Annotated in this window: 16 protein-coding genes and 1 other annotated feature; of the genes, 12 read left to right on the forward strand and 4 right to left on the reverse strand. The window is 41.3% G+C overall.

From position 1 onward, the window contains the following. The first annotated feature begins 12 nt into the window (after window positions 1-12). Genes MKZ11_RS12040 through MKZ11_RS12055 form a run of 4 tightly spaced genes read left to right on the forward strand, consistent with a single transcriptional unit; the run spans window position 13 to window position 2458 of the window. Complete coding sequence (locus MKZ11_RS12040) at window positions 13-510, forward strand: PadR family transcriptional regulator (RefSeq protein WP_445326993.1); 498 nt, start codon at window positions 13-15, stop codon at window positions 508-510. Then, entirely contained in the window at window positions 503-1183 is a 681-nt protein-coding gene (locus MKZ11_RS12045) for a hypothetical protein (protein WP_340794668.1), read from the forward strand. Before MKZ11_RS12040 ends, MKZ11_RS12045 begins: the two co-directional genes overlap by 8 nt. Further along, a complete protein-coding gene (locus tag MKZ11_RS12050; RefSeq protein ID WP_340794669.1) occupies window positions 1173-1736 on the forward strand; it encodes a DUF4825 domain-containing protein in 564 nt (187 codons plus the stop codon). Before MKZ11_RS12045 ends, MKZ11_RS12050 begins: the two co-directional genes overlap by 11 nt. Then, complete coding sequence (locus MKZ11_RS12055) at window positions 1733-2458, forward strand: SDR family NAD(P)-dependent oxidoreductase (protein ID WP_340794670.1); 726 nt, start codon at window positions 1733-1735, stop codon at window positions 2456-2458. Before MKZ11_RS12050 ends, MKZ11_RS12055 begins: the two co-directional genes overlap by 4 nt. Before the next feature lie 215 nt (window positions 2459-2673). On the opposite strand, the gene MKZ11_RS12060 is transcribed toward MKZ11_RS12055, so the two are convergent. Continuing rightward, the gene (locus MKZ11_RS12060; protein ID WP_340794671.1) at window positions 2674-3261 is read right to left on the reverse strand and encodes a class I SAM-dependent methyltransferase; all 588 of its coding nucleotides are present in this window, start codon (window positions 3259-3261) and stop codon (window positions 2674-2676) included. Continuing rightward, on the reverse strand, window positions 3258-4217 hold the full coding sequence (locus MKZ11_RS12065; RefSeq protein WP_340794672.1) for a TIGR01212 family radical SAM protein: 960 nt from the start codon (window positions 4215-4217) through the stop codon (window positions 3258-3260). Before MKZ11_RS12065 ends, MKZ11_RS12060 begins: the two co-directional genes overlap by 4 nt. Window positions 4218-4363: 146 nt before the next feature. On the opposite strand from MKZ11_RS12065, the gene MKZ11_RS12070 reads away from it, so the two are divergent. The 5 genes from MKZ11_RS12070 to MKZ11_RS12090 all read left to right on the forward strand — a co-directional run bounded on the left by MKZ11_RS12070 (window position 4364) and on the right by MKZ11_RS12090 (window position 10973). After that, entirely contained in the window at window positions 4364-5551 is a 1188-nt protein-coding gene (locus tag MKZ11_RS12070) for an MDR family MFS transporter (RefSeq protein WP_340794673.1), read from the forward strand. A gap of 112 nt (window positions 5552-5663) precedes the next feature. Next, window positions 5664-6350 (forward strand): CoA transferase subunit A, encoded by a 687-nt coding sequence (locus MKZ11_RS12075; RefSeq protein WP_340794674.1) that lies wholly within the window; start codon window positions 5664-5666, stop codon window positions 6348-6350. An 18-nt stretch (window positions 6351-6368) separates the two neighbouring features. Continuing rightward, window positions 6369-7028 carry a 3-oxoacid CoA-transferase subunit B gene (locus MKZ11_RS12080; protein ID WP_340794675.1) on the forward strand — a complete coding sequence of 220 codons (660 nt, stop codon included), beginning with the start codon at window positions 6369-6371 and terminating at the stop codon, window positions 7026-7028. Between the two features lie 42 nt (window positions 7029-7070). Next, window positions 7071-7289: a binding site (T-box leader), on the forward strand. A gap of 171 nt (window positions 7290-7460) precedes the next feature. Beyond that, on the forward strand, window positions 7461-9878 hold the full coding sequence (gene leuS, locus MKZ11_RS12085) for a leucine--tRNA ligase (protein WP_340794676.1): 2418 nt from the start codon (window positions 7461-7463) through the stop codon (window positions 9876-9878). A 252-nt stretch (window positions 9879-10130) separates the two neighbouring features. Beyond that, on the forward strand, window positions 10131-10973 hold the full coding sequence (locus MKZ11_RS12090; protein ID WP_340794677.1) for a carbonic anhydrase: 843 nt from the start codon (window positions 10131-10133) through the stop codon (window positions 10971-10973). Between the two features lie 617 nt (window positions 10974-11590). Here MKZ11_RS12090 and MKZ11_RS12095 read toward each other — a convergent pair. Then, complete coding sequence (locus MKZ11_RS12095) at window positions 11591-12877, reverse strand: BaiN/RdsA family NAD(P)/FAD-dependent oxidoreductase (protein WP_340794678.1); 1287 nt, start codon at window positions 12875-12877, stop codon at window positions 11591-11593. A 269-nt stretch (window positions 12878-13146) separates the two neighbouring features. Here MKZ11_RS12095 and MKZ11_RS12100 point away from each other — a divergent pair, with 269 nt between their 5' ends. The 3 genes from MKZ11_RS12100 (at window position 13147) to MKZ11_RS12110 (ending at window position 16125) form a co-directional block, all read left to right on the forward strand. Further along, window positions 13147-13467 carry a hypothetical protein gene (locus MKZ11_RS12100; protein WP_340794679.1) on the forward strand — a complete coding sequence of 107 codons (321 nt, stop codon included), beginning with the start codon at window positions 13147-13149 and terminating at the stop codon, window positions 13465-13467. A gap of 317 nt (window positions 13468-13784) precedes the next feature. Further along, window positions 13785-15395, forward strand: coding sequence for a putative polysaccharide biosynthesis protein (locus MKZ11_RS12105; RefSeq protein ID WP_340794680.1), 1611 nt, complete (start codon window positions 13785-13787; stop codon window positions 15393-15395). A 10-nt stretch (window positions 15396-15405) separates the two neighbouring features. Then, a complete protein-coding gene (locus MKZ11_RS12110; RefSeq protein ID WP_340794681.1) occupies window positions 15406-16125 on the forward strand; it encodes a pseudouridine synthase in 720 nt (239 codons plus the stop codon). Window positions 16126-16391: 266 nt separating this feature from the next. Here MKZ11_RS12110 and MKZ11_RS12115 read toward each other — a convergent pair whose 3' ends face one another. Next, window positions 16392-16613 carry a DeoR family transcriptional regulator gene (locus tag MKZ11_RS12115; protein WP_340796992.1) on the reverse strand — a complete coding sequence of 74 codons (222 nt, stop codon included), beginning with the start codon at window positions 16611-16613 and terminating at the stop codon, window positions 16392-16394. Between the last annotated feature and the right edge of the window lie 152 nt (window positions 16614-16765).

Below are 16765 nucleotides of genomic sequence, written 5' to 3' on the forward strand. Positions count from 1 at the left end.
AAATATTAATAATTGGATAAAGGAGCGTTAAGTCAGCTTGATTCGATGGAGTTGTCTTTCGTTGCTTTACTCAGTAACTTACAAAAATTACATTGTTGCACACATTACTTTGACAGTCGTAGTAATGTGTTTTATATTGTAGTTAGAGGTGAAATGATGGATGGAAAAGCGATTAGTGCTGATTTAATCAGAGGAAATATAGATACGATTATTTTGCGGGTATTAAAAAATGGAGATAATTACGGATATGAAATCATGAAAGCAATCTACGAAGGCAGTTCAGGAGAATATATTTTGAAAGAACCGACGTTGTACAGCAGTTTGAAGAGGTTGGAAAAAGCGGGTTTCATAAACGCGTATTGGGGAGATCAATCGCAGGGAGGGCGCAGGAAATACTACACGCTCACTAATGATGGGATTGCTGCATACGAGCAGAACTTAGTGGCATGGAATAGAGCGAAAGAATTAATCGATCGATTAGTACAAGAGAGGAGTGGAGATGTTGACTAATGTTAGAAAGCAGGTTGATAAACTTTTTGCCAAATATCCTAAAACGAATGAGACACTTGAATTAAAAGAAGAAGTGATAGGGAATTTGGAAGCTGAAATTGAAGATTTAGAGAGAGGTGGGCTCACGTTCGAAGAAGCTGCCCGATTTAGTATTGGAAAGATGGCAAAGTTAGATGTACTAATCGACGGAGTAAAGTTTATAAGAATAAACAAAGTTATTATTGAAATGTTGCAGTGGACGCTTATCTACACACTTATTGCATGGATTCTGACAATACCGTTAAGCATATTCGATACGGTAAGAAGAACTTCATGGATACTATTGTTTTTCGTAATAATTATTGGCATAATTTATTTCGCTGTTTATTTTATCCACGGATTTCTTCTGAAAAAGAGCGTGAAGGTGGACCTTATCAAAATTGTAGCAATAAGAAAATTTTTATGGATTATGTGGTCTGCTTTTATTATTATCAAATGGGGAATGGTCACAGCACTATTTTTCGGGAGCAACATCTGGTTCCGCCACCCAGTTTCTATAAACGGACCATATGAATTTGCAAGATTCATTATTATGTATGCCATTCCAATTATTACTGTCATCATCCCACTTCTAATGAACAAGCTGAAAATAGTAATTGAAAAACAAGGGGAGGATGGTTCGTTTGAAACATAAAGCGATATTCGGATTACTTGCGGTAGGGCTTCTTCTGTTCGCATGGATGCAAATGGTTTACTTACCTGGACAGGAAAAGTTAGAGGAAGAGGAGAATATAAAGCAACTTAATCCTGAAACACATAACTTTGAAAAAGTGCTCCAATATGAAAATCCATATATGGGCAATGCCTCAAATGATGCTAATTTAATCGGGAGTTTACCACTGCTGAGCGATGTTCCTTGGACATACGAATTAAAGCCTGAGGAATTTAAATTGATTGTGAATTATAATGAACCTATTAAAGAAATTGGGGAGGATAGAGTGAAAAAGGCAATTCTTTATAATGTACCAGCAGTATTCTCTCTAATTGAAAATTTAGAAACATTAGAGTTTGCGTTTCCCGACCAGAAGTATACAGTAACGCGTGAGCGAGTCAACGGATGGTTCAGGGAAGATATAGCTACATTTAATAATGAAAAAGTATTTGCAGAAAAAGTGCAGCAACCAATTGTTAAGAAAGAGCATCTTGCGGAATGGTTCGGTGCTTATATAGGAGGGGAAGTTAAATGAACGTCTATATTATTACAGGTTCGTCAAAAGGAATCGGCTTTGAACTCGCAAAGCAACTAAGCGGTGAGGGGCATTTCGTCATCGGGATTGCACGGACGGCAAGCAAATTGGACGGGGTGAAATTCATTGAAGCGGATCTTTCCGAAACAGGAAATTTGGAATCTCTTATGAATGAAATAATTGCTACAACCCCGCAAGATACCGCTTCTTTCACGCTTATTAATAACGCGGGTACTGTGAATCCTATAGGTTTGATTGGAACTATTAATGCAGAAGAGGTGAGCACTGCGATTGCGCTTAATTTGACGGCACCAATGATTCTTTCGAATGCCTTTATGATGAAATTAAAAGAGTTCGATGGAGTGAAACGGATCATCAATATCTCTTCAGGAGCGGGCCGCAACGCATATGAAGGTTGGGGAACGTACTGTACGACGAAAGCAGGGCTAGATCATTTTTCACGGGTCGTCGCACTTGAACAGGAAAATGCAAAATATCCAGTCGACATTGTTTCAATCGCTCCTGGAATTATAGATACCGGGATGCAGGAAACCATTCGGGGAAGTAAAGAAGAGGCCTTTCCTCTACTTGAAAAATTCATGGATTATAAAGAAAAAGGGTTATTGAGCAGTGCCGAACAAACGGCGGAGAAATTAATTAGTTTTATGGAAAATGTAGATTTTAAAACGATAGACTCGATAACCGATTTACGGGAATATTGACGCTGAAGTACCGACCGATCATATCTTTTCCATGACTGATCATACCCCACCGGCGACCGATCATATAAGTTGGATAACCGATCATATCCACTGGGCACCGATCATATAAGGTGGATAACTGATCATATCCCATCGATGACCGACCATATACAAAAAACAGACTAGAAAAAAGGTTGCACCGATTTCAATTCAAATCGGAGGCAACCTTTCTCTCTTTAATCGACACGTTTAACTGACGTAAAATCTTTCATTTTTTCCATGGCAATCAAAAACGGGGGATTATTCCGTTGATTGATCATTTCGTAGCGAATGACATGGACATCGGCTTGATGAAGATTTTTTACATAAGCCAAAAGTGCATCCCGTTCCTCACCGCCGCCTTCATGTCCATCGTAGACGGAAACCGCGATGATACCGCCCTTTTTCAGCAAACCAAGCATTGTATCGATTGCTTTGATTGTTGAGTCGGCTTTTGTCACGATTGACAAGTCTTCACTATGCGGCAAGTAACCAAGATTGAAAACGGCACAGCCAATTTGTCCGTTGACGTATTTCTCGACGTTTGCATGACTGTCCAATATCAGTGACACGCGGTCACTTAAATCACCTAGTCGTTCGGCTGTCGAGTCTAGTGCAGCTTGTTGAATATCGAATGCCAAGACGTGTCCTGTTTCACTGACAAGTTCAGCTAAAAAGAGTGTATCATTGCCGTTGCCTGTTGTTGCATCGACAACAGTCTCACCCGCATTAACCGTTTCACTGAATAATTGTCTTGCAAAAGGAAGAATACGATGCAGCTTCAAATCAATTCAACCGCCCCTGCGTAATGTTTCCCTTGCCAGCTGTCACGGCGTTCGAGTTCTTTATCGATGCCATTCAATACTTCCCATTTCGTAACACTCCACATCGGGCCAATCATTAATTCAATCGGACCGTCACCAGTAATGCGATGGACAATCATTTCTGGTGGTAGAATTTCGAGCTGATCTGCAACGAGGTCAATGTATTCCTGTTTTTCCAAGAACTCTAGATGGCCTTTTTCATATTGTTTTACCATTGGCGTTCCTTTTAGTAAATGAAGAAGATGGATTTTGATGCCCTGGACGTCTAGTTTTGCAACTTCGCGTGCCGTTTCCATCATCATGTCATAGTCTTCGAGCGGTAAGCCGTTAATGATATGTGTACAGACGCGAATCCCGTGTTTGCGTAGTTTCTCGACGCCTTCAACGTACGATTTGAAATCATGGGCACGATTTACAAGATTTGCCGTTTTTTCGTGAACAGTTTGCAGGCCAAGTTCAACCCATAAATAAGTCCGTTCATTCAGCTCAGCCAAATACTCGACGACATCGTCAGGTAAGCAGTCCGGACGGGTTGCAATTGACAATGCAACGACGCCTTCTTGTGCTAATGCCGCTTCGAACTTTTCTTTTAACTTTGGAAGTGGGGCATGTGTATTTGTGTATGCTTGGAAATAGGCCATATATTTGCCGTCTTTCCATTTCTTATGCATTCTTTCACTGATTTCTGCAAATTGGACATCGATTGGATCGACGCGGTCGCCCGCAAAATCACCGGATCCTGCAACGCTGCAAAATGTACAGCCTCCGAAAGCGACAGTGCCGTCCCGGTTCGGGCAATCAAATCCAGCGTCAAGCGCCACTTTCATCACTTTGAACCCGAATTCATCTTTTAAGTGTCGTGACCATGTATGGTAGCGTTTCCCTTCAGTAGGGAATGGTAAGTTTAATTTATCCACTTCATTCACTCCTCTAACAGTTGATTGTATCATGTTTTTCCGCTGTAGTATCATCTGAATTATGGAACTTATTCTGAGAGGCTTGTCTGAATGCGGCAAAAGTCATACACTTTTACTAACTTTATGAATGAACGGAGGCAGACGGCATGCCTAAAAAAGTATGGCTTCTGGTGATTGGAATGTTTATCAACGTCATGGGCAACTCGTTCCTGTGGCCTCTTAATACGATTTATATGCATGATTATTTAGGGAAGTCGCTTTCTGTTGCGGGTCTTGTCTTGATGGCCAATGCTGGAGCAGGCGTAGTAGGCAACTTGCTTGGGGGTTATTTATTCGACCGGATAGGGGGGTTCAAGTCCATTATAGCTGGAATTTCTCTTTCAATTATTGCGCTGGTGGGTCTTGTGTTTTGGCATGAATGGCAGCCTTACATCTGGTTTTTGACGATTCTCGGTTTCAGCGGGGGTCTAATTTTTCCGAGTATGTATGCCATGGTCGCTACGCTGTGGCCGGAGGGCGGAAGAAAAGCCTTCAATTCGATTTATCTTGCCCAAAACGTCGGTGTGGCAATTGGCCCAGCTTTAGCGGGATTTGTCGCTTCTGTCAGTATTGACTATATTTTTCCAGCGAATTTAGCCTTTTACGTGGTCTTTTTCCTACTAGCTTTCTTCGGTTATCGGAAACTTGAAATTGCGCCTGATCGACACACAAGTGTTATTAAAGAAAAAAAGAAAATTCGACAGAAAGCACCGTTTTATGCGCTGCTAATCATTTCAGGCGGTTATCTGATCATGTGGCTTGTTTATTCTCAGTGGATGACGACAATATCCACACACTCATTATCACTTGGTATTTCATTAAAACAATATAGTTTACTGTGGACGATAAATGGCTTACTGATTGTCATTGGACAGCCAATCATTAAGCCAATCATCTCTAGATTGGAAAATAAAATAAAAATGCAAATAATTATTGGGATTATTATTTTCAGCATTTCTTATATTGTAGTCAGTTTTGCAGGGACATTCACTATGTTCATCGTTGCAATGGTTATTGTGACATTTGGGGAAATGTTTGTCTGGCCAGCCGTACCAACCATTGCGAGCCAGCTTTCGCCTAAAGGAAGGGAAGGGTTTTATCAGGGAATCGTCAATTCCTTTGCGACAATGGGACGGATGTTTGGGCCGTTCTTCGGAGGAATACTTGCCGACCAATACGGTATGCAAGTGATGCTGTTCATATTGACAGCATTTATGATCATTCCAATCATCACTAGTTTACTATACGACCGACCTATTAAAAAAGCCGACTATCAACCGGAAAGCCACTTATAGGCTTTCCGTTTTTTTCTGAGTGCTACTATCATTGCAACATTCGGTAGAGTTTGATTTAATTGAGAAGAAGGATTATTACGTAATTTTTAAAAGATTCAAAGGGGGATGTAAAATGAAACCGATTTATTCATCAGCGAACGACGCGGTTGCACAGATTGAAGATGGTGCAACGTTAATGGTTGGGGGATTTGGACTAGTAGGAATTCCGGAACAACTCATTTTGGCACTTGTTGAAAAAGGAGTGAAAGACCTAACAGTTATTTCAAATAACTGTGGCGTCGATGAGTGGGGACTTGGACTTCTGTTGAAAAATAAACAAATTAAGAAAATGATAGGCTCATATGTCGGAGAGAATAAAGAATTTGAACGCCAGGTACTTTCAGGCGAAATCGAAGTCGAGTTGACGCCGCAGGGAACACTTGCTGAAAAGATTCGGGCAGGAGGGGCCGGTATTCCAGCGTTTTTCACCCCGGCTGGTGTTGGAACGCTCGTTGCGGAAGGGAAAGAAATCCGTGTATTCGACGGTAAAGAGTATGTACTTGAAAAAGCGCTTCGTGCAGACTTTTCACTTGTCAGGGCATCAAAAGCCGATAAATTCGGTAATCTGATTTACAATAAGACCGCACAAAACTTCAATCCGATGATGGCGGCTGCAGGGAAGTTTACGATTGCAGAGGTAGAAGAACTTGTGGAAACCGGCGATTTGGACCCTGCAACTGTTCATACGCCAAGCATTTATGTGCAAGGACTTCTGCAGGCACAACAGGAAAAACGAATCGAGCGTCTGACGACTCGCTAAGGAAAGGGGAATTGTGATATGGGAGAAGTGAATGTAAGGGAACGAATCGCAAGACGGGCTGAAAAGGAAATCGAAGACGGCAACTATGTCAATCTGGGGATTGGCATGCCGACGCTTGTCGCTAACTATATATCGCCTGATAAGACAGTCGTACTGCAATCAGAAAATGGGTTGTTAGGCATTGGGCCTTATCCGACTGCTGATGAAGTCGATCCGGATCTCATTAATGCAGGAAAAGAAACGGTCACCTCTATTCCAGGTTCAGCATACTTTAACAGTGCTGAATCGTTTGCAATGATTCGTGGAGGACATGTCGACGTTGCCATACTTGGCGCCATGGAAGTGTCTGAAAAAGGGGATTTGGCTAACTGGATGATCCCTGGCAAGATGATTAAAGGAATGGGCGGTGCGATGGATCTTGTTCATGGAGCGCGAAAAATTATCGTTATTATGGACCATGTCGCAAAAGACGGCTCCTCGAAAATTAAGAAAGAATGTACTCTCCCGTTAACTGGAAAAGCGGTCGTTCATAAAATCATTACAGAGCGTGCATTGATTGACGTGACTGCCGATGGTTTGGAATTAAAGGAAGTGTTCGAAGGTTTCACCATTCAGGAAGTCATTGATTCAACAGAAGCCTCGTTAATTGTGAAGGACGTTATTGAAGGCGTAAAATGATTGTTGTTAAATTGACATGATTCGGGTAAACTAATAGCAATAGCTTTGGCATTGATGAGGAATAGTAATCTTTGCTGTCGATTTTAGAGAGCAGGCGGTTGGTGAAAGCCTGTACGACAGAGATGAACTCGCCTTGGAGCCTGCATTGGTGAATTATTTATAACTAGCCCGTGCCGTTTTTCCGCGTTAAGGAGTCAAGTTGGGCGGTTTTGCCGTCAATTTGGGTGGCACCGCGGGAATTATACGACTCTCGTCCCTTATTTTTTTAAGGGACGGGAGTTTTTTTATTTTTATTCAGCCGGTGTTCATGCACCGGCTGAATGAAAATAAAGCCTCCGGCGGATGTCACAGATTTTGAATCGAGCTTGCTCGATTCAAAATCTGGACGCAATTACGCCGAGGCGCAATTGATTTGAATAGGAGGAATTTTACATGAGTTATAATCACGGACAAATTGAGAAGAAGTGGCAACAATACTGGAAAGACAATAAAACATTCAAAATGATGGATGATCCGTCTAAACCGAAATTTTTTGCGCTTGATATGTTTCCATATCCATCAGGTGCTGGACTACACGTTGGGCATCCGCTTGGCTATATCGCGACAGATATTTTGAGCTCATTCAAACGGAAGCAAGGCTTTAATGTCCTGCATCCGATGGGCTGGGATGCATTTGGCCTTCCGGCAGAGCAATACGCGCTTGATACAGGCAATGATCCAGCAGAATTCACAGCGAAAAATATCGCAACGTTTAAACGTCAAATGAACGATCTTGGTTTTTCTTATGACTGGGAACGTGAAATTAATACGACAGATCCATCTTATTACAAGTGGACGCAATGGATTTTCATCCAACTTTACAATAAAGGCTTAGCTTACGTTGATGAAGTAGCTGTTAACTGGTGTCCAGCACTAGGTACGGTTCTTGCGAATGAAGAAGTAATCGATGGTAAGTCAGAACGAGGCGGCCACCCGGTTGAGCGCCGTCCAATGCGCCAATGGGTATTACGCATTACAAATTATGCAGACCGTCTTCTTGAGGATCTTGATGAACTTGATTGGCCGGAAAGCTTGAAAGACATGCAGCGCAACTGGATTGGCCGCTCTGAAGGGGCACAGCTGACGTTTGAAATCGACGGAACAGATCTGTCGTTTGAAGCATTCACAACACGTCCAGATACGATTTTTGGAGCGACGTATGCAGTCCTTGCACCTGAATTAAAACTCGTCGAAAAAGTAACGACTGCAGAACAGAAGGATGCAGTTGAGAAATACTTGAACGAAGTGAAAATGAAGAGTGATCTTGAGCGTACGGATCTCGCAAAAGAAAAAACGGGTGTCTTTACGGGAGCTTACGCAATCAATCCTGCAAGCGGCGAGAAGATGCCGATCTGGATTGCAGATTATGTACTTTCAACATATGGAACAGGCGCGATTATGGCGGTTCCAGCACATGACGAACGTGACTATGAGTTCGCGAAAGAATTCGACCTGCCGATTGTTGAAGTTGTGGCAGGAGGAGATGTATCCAAGGAAGCTTACGTTGGAGATGGAAAACATGTCAATTCCGGTTTCCTCGATGGATTAGGCAAAGAAGAAGCAATCGAAAAAGCGATCGCTTGGTTTGTTGAAAAGGGCAAAGGTGATAAGAAGATTACATTCCGTCTTCGTGACTGGCTGTTTTCAAGACAACGTTATTGGGGCGAACCGATTCCAATTATCCACTGGGAAGATGGCACAATGACACCAGTCGACGAAGCTGATTTACCGTTGAAATTACCAGTCACAGATGATATCAAGCCGAGTGGTACAGGTGAATCCCCACTTGCGAATATTACTGAGTGGGTGAACGTGACGCATCCTGAAACAGGGATGAAAGGTCGTCGCGAAACGAACACGATGCCACAATGGGCGGGGAGTTGCTGGTATTACTTACGTTACATTGATCCGGATAACGATGAAATGATCATCGACCCTGAACTTGCGAAACGTTGGTTGCCTGTAGATATCTATGTTGGTGGAGCAGAACACGCGGTTCTACATCTGCTTTACGCACGATTCTGGCATAAAGTGCTTTATGATATTGGCGTTGTTCATACGAAAGAGCCATTCCAAAAGTTATTCAACCAAGGAATGATTCTTGGCGAAGGTAATGAGAAGATGTCGAAATCAAAAGGAAATGTAGTTAATCCCGATGATATCGTTCATTCACACGGAGCTGACTCACTTCGCCTTTATGAAATGTTCATGGGGCCTTTGGAAGGTTCAAAAGCGTGGACGACGAATGGTCTTGACGGTGCTCGTCGTTTCCTAGATCGTATCTGGCGCCTGTTCGTCAATGAAGATGGATCACTTAGCACGAAAATTGGTGGGAAAACGGGCGGACCGCTGGAGAAAGTTTACCATCAAACAGTGAAAAAAGTGACGGAAGACTTTGAAGGAATGCGTAATAATACAGCAATTTCTCAGTTGATGGTCTTCATTAATGAAGGATATAAAGTGGATTCGATTCCAAAAGAATATGTTGAAGGCTTTGTTATAATGGTAGCGCCAGTTGTTCCGCATCTTGCAGAAGAGTTATGGGAGAAGTTAGGTCATAGCAATACAATTACGTATGAACAATGGCCGACATATGATGAAGCGAAACTTGTCGATGATACAGTTGAAATGGCTGTTCAAATTAACGGCAAAGTGCGTGCGAAAATCGTCGTATCGAAAGACGTTACGAAGGATGAACTTGAGAAGCTTGCACTTGAAGATGAAAGTGTGAAAGTACTTCTTGAAGGTAAAGAAGTGAAGAAAGTCATCGCAATCCCAGGAAGACTTATAAATATTGTTGCGGTAGGTTAAAAAATCCGCCGAAAGAGATACGTCTCTTTCGGCGGATTTTTGTATATATAATAGGTTGAATGGAGCGGTTGACTGTTGAAAACTGATGTAACCTATGACAAAAGTTCATGTTTAATAGAAAGGACTATAGAATGTATTTTAATGTGTAAGTTTTTTAACGGGAAATGAGGTATCTTAACGTTTACTGAATAGTGTAGAATGTATTAGTTATGATTTTATTTAAAAAAATATAATAAAAAAGGGGATCTACAGATGATGAAGAAAAAAGTTTTTTATCCGATTTTGTCTACTTGTCTTTTGTTATCACTAGCTGCTTGTTCTTCTGAGACAGCTGACGTGCCGAAAGAAGAAAAGGCTTCAGAAAATGTTCAAGAAGAAAAGCAAACAACAAAGGTTCAATCGTCCCATTGGTCATATGAAGGTGAAACCGGTCCGGAATATTGGGGTGACTTAGATCCTGCCAACGCCGTTTGTACGAATGGTAAGGAACAGTCTCCGATTAACATTGAAATGGCAAAAACCGAGAAAGACGACAAAATAGAGAAGTTGAAATTTAACTATACCCCAACAAATTTTTCTTTAGCTAACAATGGCCATACGATTCAAGGAAATCCAGCAGCAATAGATAATTCTATTGTCGTTGACGGAGAAGAGTACATGTTAGCTCAATTCCATTTCCATACTCCGAGCGAACACGAATTTAACGGACAGGGTTTTGACATGGAACTTCATTTAGTACATAAAAGCGCGAATAATGAATTAGCCGTTATCGGTTTAATGATTAAAGAAGGTTCGAATAACCCTGTTTTAGAGCAAGCATGGAATGTCCTTCCTAAAGAAGTAACAACTAAAGATGTAACAGTAACCGAAGCAATCGATTTAATAGGGTTATTGCCCGAAAATAAGCAAACTTTCCGTTATGAAGGTTCTTTGACTACTCCACCATGTTCAGAAGAAGTTGAATGGATCGTCTTAGAGCAACCAATTGAAATGTCTAAGGAACAAATTGATTTATTCCGTCAAATCTTTGAGGACAATCATCGCCCAGTTCAGCCTTTAAACGACCGCGACGTAGACATTGAATCTAGTATGTAAATGAATTCGTTAAAAAAGACAAATCCCCTTCAATTTCCAAATTAAAGGGGATTTGTCATATATGTCCAATTGGTTAAATACGGAACAGGAAAAAAACCTTATTATATATGTTGAATTAAAGAATCCCATTGAATCTGCTGTAGCGCTCAATAAAGGGAGGGTTGTAATTCGGAGTGTGGATTTTAGAACGCTTGACGCTTTTGGGATGCCTTTGCCGTGCCTGCGCCAGGGTGTTCATTAGTGAGAGAAATGTGATTTTGAGATGTATATGCCGAGATTATAAGGTGATTACTAGTTAATATTATATAAAATGAAATAAAGAATTCCATTGAACCGCTACGGCGCTAGGGAATGCCTCCCGCCATAAGCCAAGCAGCTTTGCCGCCAGTCTTATGGCTTCGGCTACCTCCGAATAGGCGCCTTCGCTCAGATTATACACCGGATTCAATAGTTCATCATAGATAATGAAATACATTTTCTCAAATAGACTATCCAGCGAAGGCTACCACAAAGCGTCGAATCGGTATTAGCAGGATTTCTAATTCTATCCATTGTAAAGCGTCTATGCAGTATTCATTTGTTCAACATATATAGGTGTTATTATATTACCTTAAAAATTACAGGTTATTGGTTGCATGCTCTCCCGCATTTATCCCGGCAATTCTGCCAGTTACAAGTGCGGAAGTAATATTATAACCTCCTGTATAGCCGTGAATATCCAAAATTTCACCGCAGAAGTAGAGACCTTCTTTCTTACGGGAACCTAGCGTTTTCGGAACGATTTCTTTTACGGAGACTCCGCCGCCTGTGACAAATGCTTTCTCAAGTGGCTGTGTACCATTGACGTTCATTGAAAAAGCTTTCAACAATTTAGCCAATGTACGGATTTTTTCGACCTGCATCTGGGCTCCGGTATCAGCCGGATCAATTCCTGACCGGTCAAATAAAAACAGCATCCAGCGTTCAGGGACAATTCCTTTCAAAACATTCTTCACCGCTTTTGTTGAATCTTCTTTTAACGCGGTGTTCAGCAGCTGAAATACTTGTTCTTCATTCAGAGCTGGAAGGGAGTCAATTCTCATTTCAACAGGCTTGTTGCCATTTTTCATACGTTCTTTCACAACGAATTGACTGCATCGTAAAATTGCGGGCCCGCTTAAGCCGAAATGGGTGAACAACATGTCCATTTGATGTGTAATCAGATTCTTACCTTTGGCGTTAAGGACGGATACTGCCACATCACGAAGAGCAAGACCTTGTAAATCCTTTGAAACAATAAATGGTTCATTTGATAATAAAGGTACTTCTGTCGGATAAAGTTCTGTCACGGTATGGCCGGCTTTTTCCGCCCATGGATAACCATCTCCTGTGGAACCGGTTTGAGGAACTGCTTTTCCACCGACCGCAACAACAACAGCGTGTGAACGGATCTCCTCACCAGAATCGAGTCTGACACCTAGAATTTGTTCTTCGTTCATCAAAAGCTTTTTAACGCGCGTTTCTAATCTCACTTCAACATGTAAACGATCCATTTCTGTCAGCAATGCATTGACAACATCTTTTGCTTTGTTCGAAACAGGAAACATTCTGCCATGATCTTCTTCTTTCAATGCAACGCCAAGATCTTCAAAAAAATGAATGATGTCTTCATTATTGAAAACTGAAAAGGGACCATATAAAAATCGCCCGTTCCCTGGAATGTTTTTAACGATTTCTTCTTGTGACAGGCGATTCGTAACGTTACAGCGCCCGCCCCCTGAAATGGCCAGTTTAGTGCCAAGTTTTTTACCTTTTTCAAGAAGGAGAACTTTCCTTCCGTTTTCAGCAGCGGCAATCGAGGCCATCAATCCTGATGGCCCCCCGCCAATGATGATGACGTCTGCATCAACATGGTTAGTAGTCATTATGTTATCAAGCCTTTCGGTAATGGATTATTAAATAACAGTTTAACACAGCATCATTGAAAAATAGTAGGGGCGGTCAAAATGGAAGAAAATATAACGACGGCATATGGTACAATTAAAAATGATTTTACAATAAAAATTTCAAGAATAGTGCGAGTAGAAGTGTTTGGAATTTCTTTCCCAAGACTGGGATAGTGCCTGTGATAAATTGGAATGATGAGGAAGCAGAGTATATTTGCTTTAAATGAAGAATAGGAAGAGGGTACCGAATGACTAGAGAAGTAAATAGCGAAATTGAACAGCCTAGAAGTCAGCAAGAGGGATATCAAGAGCAGTCGTATCCAACAAGCGCGGAGAACGAGAAAATAAGACACGATGCTTTTCAACAAAAAGAGTGTCAGCGCATCTATCATAAATTGATTAGCCATGCAGGGGGAATGGATGTAGTCAGAAAAGGTAGGAGATTGATTGCAAAAAAAATTGCTACCACATGCTTCCTAAACTCAACAGAGCCTGACTATGAAGAATTTAAGCAAGGAGTACTTATTGCTAATGAAAACATTAAATTAAAACGAAATGAATCATACTGAGCTTACCTGGTGACTTGAGACACAGACAGAACAAAAGTCAGGCTATCTTTTCTCCGTAATTCAGTGGAGATAAGTTGCCTGATTTTTTGAATACACTCTCCATTGTATTGTTTCTACTATTTTTTCTTTGGCAACTGCCAATTTAGTTTAACTTGTTTATATGTTTTACTAACTAATTGTCAGATGATGACGTCATATATAATGGAAACCACACTTTCAGTTTTTTCTGTTAGACACAAATGACGGATATACATTGTGAAAAGCGTCGTCTGGGGGTAAACTGTTAAGTAGATTTAGGGAGAATGGAAGGATCAAACATGTCATCAAATCTTGTAAAAGGGACCTTCATACTGACGATAGGTCTATTTTTATCGAAAGCGCTTGGACTATTATATGTTATTCCGTTTTACGCAATCGTTGGCAAAGAAAGTATCGGTCTCTATCAATATGCATACATCCCTTACAATATCGCGTTAGCTATCGCCATATCAGGGGCACCACTCGCGATTTCAAAATTCGTAGCAAAATATAATGCTCGTGGCGATTATGCAACAGGACGGAAACTTTTAAAGTCAGGGATGCTTGTGATGGCAGTCACAGGTATACTTTCATTTTTAACACTGTACTTTTTAGCTGAACCGATTGCAAAACTTGTTCGTAAAGATGATGAACAAATCTTCACAATCGAAGAGATTGCAAATGTGATTCGCTGGGTCAGTTATGCACTGCTTGCCGTTCCACTTATGAGTATCGTGCGAGGCTTCCTACAGGGCAATCAAAAAATGATGCCGACTTCGGTTTCTCAGTTAGTGGAACAGGTTGTGCGAATTATTGTCGTTCTGGCAGGAGCGTTTATTGTCGTAAACTTCATGCATGGATCTCCGAAAACTGCAGTGAATTTCGCGGTATTTGCGGCGTTTATCGGGGCGCTTGCGGGTCTTGCTGTCTTGTTCAAGTATTGGAAAAGTTATAAACCAGAATTTGACCATCTTCTTGCGAATAGCACTTCATCAAGTGATGTTTCATTCAAAGATATGTACAAAGAAGTATTTGCTTATATCTTGCCATTCGTCCTGGTAGGGGTAATTAATCCCCTTTATCAATTCGTTGATATGATTACATTCAATGAGGCGATGTCTTCAATCGGTTTTGCAAAAGTGACTGACATCTATTTAACGATGCTGAACTTTTTAACGCATAAAATTGTCATGATACCAGTTATGGTCGCCACAGGATTTTCGATGGCTCTTATTCCGGTCATTACAAGTTATTATGCAAAAAATGATCAAAAAGGGATTACAAATTCACTTGATCAGACCTACCAAATTATGCTGTACTTGACTGTTCCAATCGTCATTGGATTAATCGTTTTGTCAAATGAGTTCTACCAATTTCTATATGAAAAAGATGCTGTAGGAGCAGAAATACTGGCAAATTATGCACCGGTCGCAATTTTATTTGGTTTGTACACGGTGACAGCCGCCATTCTACAAGGCATCGACCGACATAAGTGGATCGTTTTCACTTCGTTGCTCGGACTATTTTTCAAACTGGTGCTGAATATACCGCTCATCAAAGTATTTGAAACGAATGGTGCCATTATAGCGACTTCAATTGGCTATACAGTGGCAGTCGGCATCAATATAGCCATCATTACAAAAGTACTTCATTATAGGTCGCAGATGGTGTTCAGAAGGCTGATTCTCATCGCAATTTTAAATATCATCATGTTAATAGCGGTCGTATTTACGCTAAAAGGTCTGACGGCAATCAGTCCTGCTGATGGGAAAATGCACGCTTTTCTTTACATTATGATTTGTGCCACTGTAGGTGCTGCCATTTACGGCTATCTGTCACTTAAAACGGGTCTCGCGCAGAAATTATTCGGTGAGCGATTGACTAGATTCACGAAGAAATTAGGCTTTTAGGAGGAAGAAAATGCGTTTAGATAAATTGTTATCGAACATGGGCTATGGCACCCGGAAAGAAGTTAAACAGCTAATGAAAAAAGGAGCTGTCCGGGTTAATACGGAACCAGTGAAAGATGCAGCACTGCATGTCGATACCGAAAAGGATGAAGTCACGGTACTCGGTGAACGCGTTGTCTATAAAGAATTTATGTATTTGATGATGAACAAGCCGCAAGGGGTACTATCCGCAACAGAAGATAAGAGGGATCGAACGGTCATCGATTTACTGGATGCTGAAAAAGAAATTTATGAACTGTTTCCTGTCGGCAGATTAGATAAAGATACGGAAGGTTTCCTCTTGCTTACAAATGACGGGAAACTTGCCCATAACTTACTGTCACCTAAAAAAGGTGTTCCGAAAACGTATTATGCTCATATCGAAGGAATTGTTACCGAAGAGGATACAGAGCGGTTTTTAGAAGGAGTCATTCTGGATGATGGCTATGAGACAAAGCCAGGCGAGTTGCACATTTTGAAGTCCGCTGATATTTCCGAGATTGAGCTGACGATTACGGAAGGCAAATTTCATCAAGTGAAGCGAATGTTTGAAGCGGTTGGAAAACAAGTCATTTACTTAAAACGTTTGTCAATGGGATCCTTAAATTTGGATGAAAGACTGGCACTTGGGACATACCGGGAATTGACGGAAGAAGAATTACAACAACTGATGCAGATTTCTGGGGAATGAAAAGGGCTGAGCCGTTTGATACGGTTCAGCTCTTTATTGTTTGTCCGGCCTCTGGATGTAAAATACACGGAGGTTCAAGGGAGATGAGTGCTATAGCGGAGAGGGAGTGAACTGCATCCCTCTATGTTTTACCACAGGAAGTGGCAAATTATTTGTAGCAGGCGTCCTGCGCTTATTGTTTTATTCCAGGCTCCAAGCGCCAGCCCTAATCCTGCAGGAAGCAGGTGTCAGAGCTGGCGCCTTTCGCTTTTCTGGGTATGCGTGGGTCAAGAAGATAATTTCACCTTTTTTGCTGTCGTCGTCCATTTACCGCGTACCGGGCTCATAATAAGCTCGTTGTACTCGAGAACATTTAAGTCCCTTTGTATTGTACGGTGAGTGATGCCAAATTCTTCGACCAAGTTTTCTGTAGTTACAGTTCCATTGTCTAGGATATAAAAGTAAATATCCTTAATGCGTGTAAGCATACGATCAGTTGCAGGTTTCAAGTGTGGAATCACCCCTTCATCTTCATTATCCAAAAAGTGTTTGGTCATGAGACTTATGAATGTTGCCTAAAGCACGTTGAAATTATCCTTGACGCCGCACATCCTTTCGAAAAGGTCGAAAAGTCAGATTATAACTTCTGACAATACCAGTA

The sequence above is a fragment of the Sporosarcina sp. FSL K6-1508 genome (assembly GCF_038007465.1).
In the GTDB taxonomy this organism is placed as follows: Bacteria; Bacillota; Bacilli; order Bacillales_A; family Planococcaceae; genus Sporosarcina; species Sporosarcina psychrophila_B.

What these genes read in the sequence shown, in the direction of transcription:
- MKZ11_RS12055 (WP_340794670.1), top strand. Translation starts at nt 1,733, where the DNA reads ATGAACGTCTATATTATTACAGGTTCGTCAAAAGGAATCGGCTTTGAA.
- MKZ11_RS12070 (WP_340794673.1), top strand. Translation starts at nt 4,364, where the DNA reads ATGCCTAAAAAAGTATGGCTTCTGGTGATTGGAATGTTTATCAACGTC.
- MKZ11_RS12075 (WP_340794674.1), top strand. Translation starts at nt 5,664, where the DNA reads ATGAAACCGATTTATTCATCAGCGAACGACGCGGTTGCACAGATTGAA.
- MKZ11_RS12080 (WP_340794675.1), top strand. Translation starts at nt 6,369, where the DNA reads ATGGGAGAAGTGAATGTAAGGGAACGAATCGCAAGACGGGCTGAAAAG.
- leuS (WP_340794676.1), top strand. Translation starts at nt 7,461, where the DNA reads ATGAGTTATAATCACGGACAAATTGAGAAGAAGTGGCAACAATACTGG.
- MKZ11_RS12090 (WP_340794677.1), top strand. Translation starts at nt 10,131, where the DNA reads ATGATGAAGAAAAAAGTTTTTTATCCGATTTTGTCTACTTGTCTTTTG.
- MKZ11_RS12095 (WP_340794678.1), bottom strand. Translation starts at nt 12,877, where the DNA reads ATGACTACTAACCATGTTGATGCAGACGTCATCATCATTGGCGGGGGG.
- MKZ11_RS12100 (WP_340794679.1), top strand. Translation starts at nt 13,147, where the DNA reads ATGACTAGAGAAGTAAATAGCGAAATTGAACAGCCTAGAAGTCAGCAA.
- MKZ11_RS12105 (WP_340794680.1), top strand. Translation starts at nt 13,785, where the DNA reads ATGTCATCAAATCTTGTAAAAGGGACCTTCATACTGACGATAGGTCTA.
- MKZ11_RS12110 (WP_340794681.1), top strand. Translation starts at nt 15,406, where the DNA reads ATGCGTTTAGATAAATTGTTATCGAACATGGGCTATGGCACCCGGAAA.